Source organism: Deltaproteobacteria bacterium (assembly GCA_018668695.1).
Lineage (GTDB): Bacteria > Myxococcota > XYA12-FULL-58-9 > XYA12-FULL-58-9 > JABJBS01 > JABJBS01.
The window spans coordinates 1-9,446 of record JABJBS010000266.1 but is presented as its reverse complement, the minus strand read 5'-3'; the positions used below and the strand labels follow the sequence as shown (position 1 = coordinate 9,446).

At 49.7% G+C, this 9,446-nt stretch carries 9 protein-coding genes; 5 read left to right on the top strand and 4 right to left on the bottom strand.

Annotated elements, in window-relative coordinates; all coding sequences use genetic code 11:
• A partial coding sequence (locus tag HOK28_14280) for a hypothetical protein (protein MBT6434263.1) occupies window positions 1-517 on the top strand: 517 nt, incomplete at its 5' end.
• A 218-nt stretch (window positions 518-735) separates the two neighbouring features.
• Window positions 736-1,797: a hypothetical protein gene (locus HOK28_14275; GenBank protein ID MBT6434262.1), complete on the top strand. Its 1,062-nt coding sequence runs from the start codon at window positions 736-738 to the stop codon at window positions 1,795-1,797.
• A 16-nt stretch (window positions 1,798-1,813) separates the two neighbouring features.
• Here the strand turns inward: HOK28_14275 and HOK28_14270 are convergent, their stop codons facing one another.
• Both HOK28_14270 and HOK28_14265 read right to left on the bottom strand, forming a co-directional pair.
• Window positions 1,814-2,581, bottom strand: coding sequence for a hypothetical protein (locus HOK28_14270; GenBank protein ID MBT6434261.1), 768 nt, complete (start codon window positions 2,579-2,581; stop codon window positions 1,814-1,816).
• Between the two features lie 60 nt (window positions 2,582-2,641).
• Window positions 2,642-3,259, bottom strand: a complete 618-nt coding sequence (locus tag HOK28_14265; GenBank protein MBT6434260.1) for a TetR/AcrR family transcriptional regulator — start codon at window positions 3,257-3,259, stop codon at window positions 2,642-2,644.
• A 92-nt stretch (window positions 3,260-3,351) separates the two neighbouring features.
• Here HOK28_14265 and HOK28_14260 point away from each other — a divergent pair, with 92 nt between their 5' ends.
• Both HOK28_14260 and HOK28_14255 read left to right on the top strand, forming a co-directional pair.
• Window positions 3,352-4,248 (top strand): sterol desaturase family protein, encoded by an 897-nt coding sequence (locus HOK28_14260; protein ID MBT6434259.1) that lies wholly within the window; start codon window positions 3,352-3,354, stop codon window positions 4,246-4,248.
• Window positions 4,249-4,723: 475 nt separating this feature from the next.
• Complete coding sequence (locus tag HOK28_14255) at window positions 4,724-6,784, top strand: LTA synthase family protein (protein MBT6434258.1); 2,061 nt, start codon at window positions 4,724-4,726, stop codon at window positions 6,782-6,784.
• Between the two features lie 36 nt (window positions 6,785-6,820).
• On the opposite strand, the gene HOK28_14250 is transcribed toward HOK28_14255, so the two are convergent.
• Window positions 6,821-7,483, bottom strand: a complete 663-nt coding sequence (locus HOK28_14250) for a CoA transferase subunit B (GenBank protein ID MBT6434257.1) — start codon at window positions 7,481-7,483, stop codon at window positions 6,821-6,823.
• A gap of 9 nt (window positions 7,484-7,492) precedes the next feature.
• Window positions 7,493-8,188, bottom strand: coding sequence for a CoA transferase subunit A (locus HOK28_14245; GenBank protein ID MBT6434256.1), 696 nt, complete (start codon window positions 8,186-8,188; stop codon window positions 7,493-7,495).
• A gap of 592 nt (window positions 8,189-8,780) precedes the next feature.
• On the opposite strand from HOK28_14245, the gene HOK28_14240 reads away from it, so the two are divergent.
• Window positions 8,781-9,101 carry a hypothetical protein gene (locus tag HOK28_14240; protein ID MBT6434255.1) on the top strand — a complete coding sequence of 107 codons (321 nt, stop codon included), beginning with the start codon at window positions 8,781-8,783 and terminating at the stop codon, window positions 9,099-9,101.
• Window positions 9,102-9,446 lie beyond the last annotated feature (345 nt).

Sequence of the window (9,446 nt, the reverse complement as noted above, 5' to 3'; positions counted from 1 at the left end):
GCGAGACTCCTCGTGCCAAGCAAGCCTACTTTGGACAAGTTCCACACTAAGCCAGGCACCCTATCTCCAATACACTGAGACTCTGGAGCATGATGACGCGACCTGGACTTTTGACTACCAAGCCTTGTTGGTCGATGCCATGGCGCTTCGAGAGAATAAGCCACTCACCTACTGGACATTTTACGCTCACGACTTACCGGACGCCGCGGCCTGGAGTCAGTGGGCGAACCCTATTCAACCGAAGGCCTGGAGCAACCATCACCATGGCATAGGTAGCAGTATCTACTTCCCAGACCTCCATATGCCGTTCCTTGGCAGTTCCCAGGGAGGTCCTGCCGAAGCGCCTCAATCCCCCTGGATAACTCAAACGACGAATTCAGGTCCGGAGTTTATCCCACTGAACTCTTACTGGGAGACTGTAGAGTTACGCGATGGCGAAGCCTTTCATGTACATGAAAGGCAGATTGAACTGAGCGAGCGATTCGCAGATAAAGTACAGCTACTCTTAGGGCCGTAACGAACTGTCCGAGCCTTAAAGACAGACACCCATTCTCAACGACATAAAATGCACTTCGACATGCCAAACTTGTAGAAGAACTTGGCGCAGTTGGGCTGTTCCATCTTAGCTATGCGTCCGACATTACCGTAAGTTCGACGCATATTAAGATCTGTAGCAAATGGCACATCACATGCAACGTGTGGTCCTCGAAACCACCAACCCACGAGGTTTAGATCATGTTCCACAAACCGAGTGCCTGCAGCTCTTTTCCTCTTGCCCTACTTCTAAGTTTTCTTTGTTCGACGCTTTGGGGATGCGCGCAAGGCGGTCACACCGGAGACATTACAAACGAGGTTGTGGAGGTCGAGGACAACCTGGGCTCAAACGACGACGTGGCAGATTTGGATGAAGATATCGAGAGTGATGTTCCCTCGGATTCCGATGACTCAAACAGCCCATCTGATTCCTCTGGGAACAGCACCATGCTCAACGGACGCTGCGAAGGCAATTACCTATTCACACTTGCCTCAGAACTGGCGCTGATTGAAAACTGTCGCGAGATCACTGGGTCTCTTACATTCAACGGCGTGGTGTTCGAATCACTGGATCTTCCAAGGCTAACCCATATCGGCGAATCACTTTTTATTCATGAAATACAGGGACTCAACTCGCTAGCGGGACTCTCATCGCTGGAGCACATCGGCAAACACCTCAAGGTTACCAATACCGTAGACCTTGAGAGTTTAGACGGACTTGAAAACCTTCGAACCATTGGCAACGAACTCTACGTTACGGAAAATCCAGACATTACTCAGATCGATGCGTTACGATTTATTCGTGAAATACCCGGCCGTATGATGCATGTAAGTTCGAATCCCAAATTGCAAACCATTGATGGTCTAGAATCCATTACCTCTGTTGGGGGCAGCGTTAGAATTTGGAACAATACACTAATCACCCATGTCGATGGGCTCCGGAGCCTGGTCTCGGTGGGACTCAACAGCGAAGACTATCAAGATCTGGACATCAGCTATAATTCAAGCCTCGAAAACCTAGACGCGCTTATCAACTTAGAACTGGTACCCGGAACGCTTAAGATTTTTGATAACAGAAGTTTAGTATCCATCGAAGGATTGGCCAATATCCGAGGCGTTGGTCAAAATTTCACTATCAGCGACAATATCGGCCTTCCAAACTGTGAAGCGCAAGATCTTCTCTCAAGCATCGAAAGCGATCAGGGCGTCGGTGGTGAAATCTCCATCGAGGGAAACAGTAATTTAGAGAACTGTGACAACTGATCCCGACGTCTGGCGTTTATCTCTTTAAACCGCGCATGAGTCTCCCTGCGCTAAGCCTGAGTCCTTCGCTCAGAGTCGGTTCGCGCGCATACTCAGCTAAATCTTTTGGGCTTAAATAGAGCATTAAATTATGGGCGTAATCGGCAGGAAATGAAGGATTAAGTAAAAGAGCACGCTTAACGCAATATCTAGAAAACCACTTTTCGTGCAGCGTAACCACGACCAACACATTCCCAGCTACCGGCCGTTTTGAGCAAAGCTTTAAAATAAAAGACTCTGTAATGTGGGGTGAATGTAAGAGGTTATTGATAACGTCTGGATCGGGATCGTGCAGTAGCTTCTCGAGTGCTTTGCCTTGAGCTCTCCTTGCATTCGCGCGCCTTATTCCAAGTGGGCTGTCCATGCGTGGGCCGTCATAAAGCTGGGGCTGCTCTGCGACCACGGCATCCGAACACGAAAGCCAATGATAGGCACCGAAGGTTCTCTCCACAATCGCCAGTTCTCGTAGCCTTGTAATTCTTGCTTGGTCGAATATTGCCGATAAAAATTTGGGATGAAACAACCCATCATAAACACGTTGTGCAGGGCGTTCACCCTTCACCACTGACCACACAAGAACATCTATCGCCCACAAGGCAGCAACATCACCAAGGGAAGAAACTTCTTCAGTGAATATTGCTCGGCGCATATCCATGTCTGGCATATTGGAAAGTCGCTCAAGCCTCTCCAGACCAGACTTCCGTAAAGCCTCCTCTAAGGGATTATGTGATTGCTCAGCGCTCATAGGTCCAAAACCTTAACACATCAACTATCAATTCTCGTTTTGCGAAAAACTTAACAACGATCACTTGCACGACCCATCAGCAACCGCCGTTGTATTTATATTTGCTGCCACAATTTCTAACCAGCTTATCAAAAGTTTAACCTTTGATTCGACAATCGCCGGATCTACCTGGAGTAAATCGAGGGCCAGCCCATTTAACGAACTGAAAACCAGCGAAACAACCAAGACAGGGTCCATGTCGCCGGTAGCCTTGGCTGGCAGGATAGAATCAACCGTAACACTCACAAGCTCTTCAAAACGCTGCATCACTCTACGAAACTCGTTACGTAAAACAGCGTCTGTCCGGGAAGCGACCGCGAGTTCTAGCCAAGCGCTGAAGGTTGGCCCCTTTAATGCTTCCCAGAGATGGTTAACCAAACCCGGTAGGTCGTCATGATTGGCACCTTCGAGTTCCTTGCGAAAATCGTCAACCCTACGAATTAACACCTCTTCCAGGGTGGCAAGCACCAGCGTCTCCTTCGTCGGGAAGTGGTGAAGCATGGTGCCTCGCGCCAGCTGAGCTCGTTCACAAACCGCTACGGTGGTTGTGCCGTGGTAGCCACACTCAACAAGGCATTGAAAAGTGGCCTGTATAAACTGGGACCGGGTTAGAGCAGCTTTCTCTTGTCGCCGAGACATTTTTCCTCCAAAGACAAACAGTCAGGGTTGACTATTTTGCAAGCATGCCGTAAAAACACTTAACAGTCAACTCTGACTGGAAGGAGAGATTCATGCTTGATGCCGGTTTAGAGACGTTCCGAGAGCTTGTAAATGCTGGCAATACCTACATGTTCCTAATCCCTATCTACACGACGCTCCTGCTCGGAGAGCGTATAACTCACGCTTTCTTCGATCACAGCCGCAAGTGGGACAATCAGGATATGGCCGCAAATCTCACGATTACGGCGATGTCCTTTGCCGTCAACACTCTAGCGGGGCACCTGCTGCCCCTCGCTGCCATTGCCTTCATTTATCAATATGGTCATGTCTTCGAGCTACCGGGGGGCACTATCGGCTGGGTGTTGGGCGTTTTAATGTATGACTTGGCTTGGTACTGCGACCACAGAATTGCCCATCGGGTTGGCTTCTTCTGGGCCATGCACCATGTTCATCATTCATCCAGCGAATACAACATGACCGTTGCCTCGAGAGGTTTCGTCGTCGATACCACCCTGCTCTCACGCCCCACCTTTTATTTATTACCTTTGCTGGGCCTCTCACCTTACCACTTCATCGTCATCAATATTTTCACCAACGTTTGGGGTATCGCGCAACATACACGCCTAATCGGAAAGCTTCCGTTACTCGACCTCATCTTCGCAACGCCGTCGAACCATCGTGTGCACCACGGCTCCAATGAAAAGTATCTCGACATGAATTATGGCGAAGTGCTGATTATATGGGACCGGCTTTTTGGAACCTATCGAGCTGAGGACCAAGAACCGGACTACGGAGTCACGGACCCTATCAACACCTGCAATCCAATTAAGATTCAAGTCGCAGGTGTTGCTTGGCTTGCAAAGAAAATCAAAAGCACTTCAGCTTTCAGTGAAAAACTGAGATGCTTGGTCATGCCTCCCGAATGGCTGCCGCCAGCCCTGCCGCCTAAACCAAGCGTCACCCCCTGAATTTAGCTTTCATCCGAATACTGGTCTTGCCTATAAATACCGGTTAACCCAGGAGAAGAGCCTATTTACAGATCCTCAACTCGCATAAGTACAATCGCGAAACCCGCTTCGCACCCTCAGTAATTCCTGACAATAGTGACACTTTTGATTCACACCAGACGGTCATGAACTTTAAAAGCCTTACCTAAAATCAGTAACTTACGTGGCGATGGAGCGCTTTTGGTACAGGGTTCATAGACCGATTTAAGGTTGGCATAAGTGTTGCTGACTTCAAGGTGAGACGGCCCTTGAGGGCAGGCTCATAACGAACCGCTTCAAGTAATTCTGATTTTGTACGTAAAAAATGGCCAATAGCGAATTAAGGAGGTGCAAATTGGAAGAAACTGACCTATGCCGAAACCATGTTCGACTTCGGTAGTTTAGAAGATTGCATCGAACATAAAAATAAAGACCCAATGACCGAGCATCAAAGATAATGAAAAGCAAATCGATTTTTAGCATAGCATCCTGGCGTTCAGCGACCATGGACAATCCTGCACTCTATCCGGACGAGGGGGCGGAGCCCGCAGCAGCGCGCGGAACCGCTTCCAATAGCTCGTTTTCATTCATTTTCTGGTGGTCAGGCTTTTGTATCCTCCAAACATTCCTGGTTCGGCTGGGAACCCACTCGGGTTATGGAGTCACTGCCTTCATCGATGAACTGGGCTTCGCTATCGCTTTACTTGGATTCTTCGCAATTCTGCGCACCTGGGCACCCAAATGGCTCGGGCGCACCTTCCTCATCTCGACAACTGTTTTTCTCATCGTCTTAGCGGGCGGAAACCAGCTCTATTACGACGCCTTTCACAGCTGGGCAGCACTCTACAGCCTCGGCCAGATTGGCGAACTCGGAGCTATCAAATCGAGCGTCAACAGCATGTTGCCTTACGACGTTATCGTCCTATGGTTCTGTGTGCCGCTACTGTCTCTCATCGGCATCACCAAATCATGGAACAAGTGGACGCCTCGAAACGAAATCGCCATCTTGGCGCTCGGTGCATTGCTGATTTCAGCCGGCACAATCAACCGAGTGAATGTAAGCTCACCCACAGAAAACCACTTGTTGCTCAGAGCTATCCGCCTCGAGTCCAAGCGTTTAATGATGAGAAATGCTGCCTATAACCCTCAGAAAATTATTCATGGGCAAAAAATGGGAAGCCTCTTTGCGCCGATGGACGGTTACACGCGTTCCGGTAACCTGAACCAACCATGGGTTCAAAAACCTGTCGTGGCTCAAGCTGCTGAACACAAGCCAAACATCATCATCATCGAAGCCGAGAGTTTTCGGGCAGCCGAATCAGGTGCCTATGGCGCAAAAGAGAGCCTGACTCCCGAATTCGACAAGCTTTCCAAGCAAGGTATCCGAGCACAGAATTTTTACGCATCGGGGATGCAAACCGTTCGTGGTGAACTTGCTATCCACTGCAGCTCGTACCCTGCGCTCGGTGATTTACCAATCTACAAACGAGTGCCTGAAACGGACCTTACGTGCTTACCCCAAATCTTAAAGGCTGCTGGGTATCAGAACCACTGGTTTAGCGCCTTTACTTCGACCTACTCGGGCAAGAGGCCATTTCTTGAAAAGCACGGCTTTCAAAACATTCATGGCGTCGAAAGCCACGGTCAACCGGATGATGTTCATGTTGGCTGGGGTGTTTCAGATGAAGTGATGGCTGATCGAATCATTGAGCGTTTGGACAAGACCGAGAAGCCTTTTTTGGCAACTTGGATTACCTTGTCGAATCACCACCCGTGGCAATGGGACTATCCCATGGAATTCCCCGCGGACCTCCAGGTGAATGAAGATAGCGAGCCCTACGACCACTACCGACGTGGAATCTATTATACCGACCATGCCATTGGTTATTTTGTTTCCAAAATCCGCGAGCGGGAATGGGGCAAAGATGCGTGGATCGTCGTTGTAGGTGACCATGGCATGGCCATGTACCCGAAAGCGTCAAAGCGGTCCGAGTTTGGCAAGCGCGAGGCGCACTTCCGAGTCCCCATGTTGATTCTCGCTCCGGGTATCGTAGAGCCGGGCGTGGTAACCCGTCCAGCGTCGCAAGTTGATATCACGCCCACACTCATCGATATGATGGGTATCAAGGTCTCTAATGCCTTCGTCGGACAAAGCATCTTGCGCGAAGACAACGAACCGGCTTCACCGGTGATGCTCGTAGGCGTTAACTCAGCTTCGATTATTGTCGACGACAAGCGCTGCATTGCATCCACGGTTTCGTGCCATGAAGACGAGACTCCCCGATGTGCGGATGGTGAGAGCCCTCAGGCGGCCAACCACGTTTGCTATAAGCAGAGTTCTGACCTTCTCTTCAACGAAGACAACGGTCTTGAGCTACTGAGCGAGACAGAGGCCAAGGTTCTTAAGAATCGGCTTGAGTTGATGCCAGCGATGCAAACGCACCTTGAGACCCATAATCGACTTGGGGCTGGTGTGAACTGGGACGCTCACCTAAACAGCGTGCTGGGCCAAAAGTAAGGTTCCTCGCCCCACTTTCGCCTCGCAGTGCATCTATCACATCTGAACTAAATCTTCGGCTACCGTAAACTCTGCATCGGTTTTTTCTCGGATACCTTCAACAGTTTCGCCTGGTGCGATTTCTTTCAATACAAGCTGATGCTTACCATCTTGCTCAGTGATATCGAACCAACCCATGTCGGTAATGACATGCTGAACGCAGTGAGTTCCAGTAAGCGGAAGATTGCATTCCTTCAAGAGTTTTGCGTCACCGTTTTTACTGTTGTGGGTCATGATAACAATGACCCGCTTCGCTCCGGCAACCAAGTCCATGGCGCCGCCCATACCTTTAACCATCTTGCCGGGAATCATCCAGTTGGCAAGGTCGCCTTCCTGGCTAACCTGCATCGCACCCAGGATGGCTAAGTCGATGTGCCCTCCACGAATCATGGCGAAGGAGTCAGCGCTGGAGAAAAATGCCGAGCCCGGCAAAGTTGTCACTGTCTGCTTTCCTGCATTGATCAAGTCGGCATCTTCATCACCTTCAAACGGGAATGGGCCAATCCCCAAGAGCCCATTTTCTGACTGCAGAACAACGTCGACGCCTTCGGGTATGTGGTTTGCCACAAGCGTCGGCATACCAATTCCCAAATTGACATAAAACCCATCTTGTAGTTCTAGGGCAACTCGCTTAACAATTTCTTCTCGAGATAATGCCATCATGGTCTCCTAGCGCTGCGTAACCGTGCGCTGTTCGATTGGTTTTTCGTAATCGCTCGCTTTAATAACCCGCTGCACAAATATGCCTGGCGTGTGAATTTCGTCAGGAGGTAACTCGCCCGCCCCAACAAACTCTTCTACTTCCGCAATGGTAATTTTCGCGGCAGTAGCCATCATCGGGTTAAAATTTCGGGCGGTTTTCCGGAAGATAAGGTTACCATGCGCATCACCCTTCCAGGCCTTTACCAGCGCATAATCGGCAGTAAGGCTCTGCTCCATCACACACGACACACCATTAAAGTCCCGGGTTTCCTTGCCCTCGGCGACCAAGGTACCAAAACCAGTTGGGGTATAGAAAGCAGGAATGCCCGCTCCGCCAGCGCGAATACGCTCAGCCAGTGTACCTTGGGGGTTGAGCTCCACCTCAAGTTCACCCGACAGAAACTGGGATTCGAACGTTTTATTCTCGCCCACATAGCTGGCAATCATCTTCTTGATTTGGCGAGAGCCCAGTAAAAGCCCTAAACACTTCTCATCAACACCGCAGTTGTTCGAGATGACCGTCAGATCTTTTATTCCACGGTCATGAATCGCCCGAATGAGGTCTTCTGGGTTACCGCAAAGCCCAAAGCCGCCGCTCATGATTGTTACGCCGCTTGGAATATCCTTAACGGCCTCAGCAGCACTTTCGTATAACTTGTTCACATTGCCTCCTATAAAAGCATGGCGCTTCCTAGCGCTACCTGAGGGCCTCGTCAATGTGGACCAGATCACGCTCGGTCGCAGGGTCACACAATTGCTTCACCCCCGCCGGCTCAACCATTGTTCAATCTTTTTAGCTGCCACGCGTGCCCTAAAAGTCTCTCGGTGACACTGGGAGCGGCGTATTTCTGAATTGATTAATAACCATAAATTAATAAGTTCCTGGGCCGCAAACCTCTTACTCATGCAGATGCAAGGGCGGGCCGGCGGTCATCAGATATTGAGAATTCATTGAGACTCGGCCATAATTTCGCGAATTACCTCTAACCCCCGCATTCCATCCAAGTAACTGCTTTCATTGTTACTTTTTGGTTACACGCAAAGAATTATGGCAAAACCTTGGATTCCCACAGGCATTGACCTTACTTGGCCACAATAAAGATCCTTTCACGTACACTAGGGGAAAAACCCTCGATAAAACTTCTCTCAAGTCGTTAACTCGATTTGTCAGTTTCAATTAAGTTAGGTAGACGCACTGTGTTAATGGATTGAACCGTGCGGTACTTCGGTATCCATGTGGGGTTCGGGGATAATTATGATTAGAAATATAAATCGAAACAGAGCGGTCCCGCTTTGTTTCCTGACAGACCTATTTAAAGCGACTTACGACTTGTTGTCGGTCATTGACGACCTCAAGCAAGCTGGCGTTGAGATTGAACACGACCAGCGAGTGCAATATGCATTCGACGTCATGAGCCGGATTACGGGCATCGTAAAACCGCGCCCACGGCCTCTTAACGTGACACCGATGGTGCAACGCCCTCAACCGGCTAGAGCGGTGAGAACAGTGGCAACTCTGGATAATGGTTACGCTGCGACAAATCACGGAAGACGGGCCGGCGACTACCAGTACTAGGCTCCTCAAGCGATTATGGTTCCCTTATAAGCCTGACGACTCATCCTCTCAGGAACGGTTACCTGCGGCTTCAGCCGCACCGGAGTCATCGCGTTCCAAAACTAGCAGCCATTGGCGGCGCGACCACCATTGCCAGAATTCTATGTATTCCGTGAATAAGCAAAAGACAACAAGAAATGTTGTTTGTGGGGTTTTTCCCCGGTTATTCCTCGATTAGACTTTTTACCACATACTCAAACCAAAGAGTCGTTATGCGAAAGTCGTTTCTTGTCCTCGGTCTGTTTCTTGGCCTGATGGTCTCTTGTAGCCGTGAAGAGTCTCCCGAGACTCAACCAGATCAAACAG

What these genes read in the sequence shown, in the direction of transcription:
- HOK28_14265 (MBT6434260.1), bottom strand. Translation starts at nt 3,259, where the DNA reads ATGTCTCGGCGACAAGAGAAAGCTGCTCTAACCCGGTCCCAGTTTATA.
- HOK28_14255 (MBT6434258.1), top strand. Translation starts at nt 4,724, where the DNA reads ATGAAAAGCAAATCGATTTTTAGCATAGCATCCTGGCGTTCAGCGACC.
- HOK28_14250 (MBT6434257.1), bottom strand. Translation starts at nt 7,483, where the DNA reads ATGGCATTATCTCGAGAAGAAATTGTTAAGCGAGTTGCCCTAGAACTA.
- HOK28_14240 (MBT6434255.1), top strand. Translation starts at nt 8,781, where the DNA reads ATGATTAGAAATATAAATCGAAACAGAGCGGTCCCGCTTTGTTTCCTG.
- HOK28_14260 (MBT6434259.1), top strand. Translation starts at nt 3,352, where the DNA reads ATGCTTGATGCCGGTTTAGAGACGTTCCGAGAGCTTGTAAATGCTGGC.
- HOK28_14275 (MBT6434262.1), top strand. Translation starts at nt 736, where the DNA reads ATGTTCCACAAACCGAGTGCCTGCAGCTCTTTTCCTCTTGCCCTACTT.
- HOK28_14270 (MBT6434261.1), bottom strand. Translation starts at nt 2,581, where the DNA reads ATGAGCGCTGAGCAATCACATAATCCCTTAGAGGAGGCTTTACGGAAG.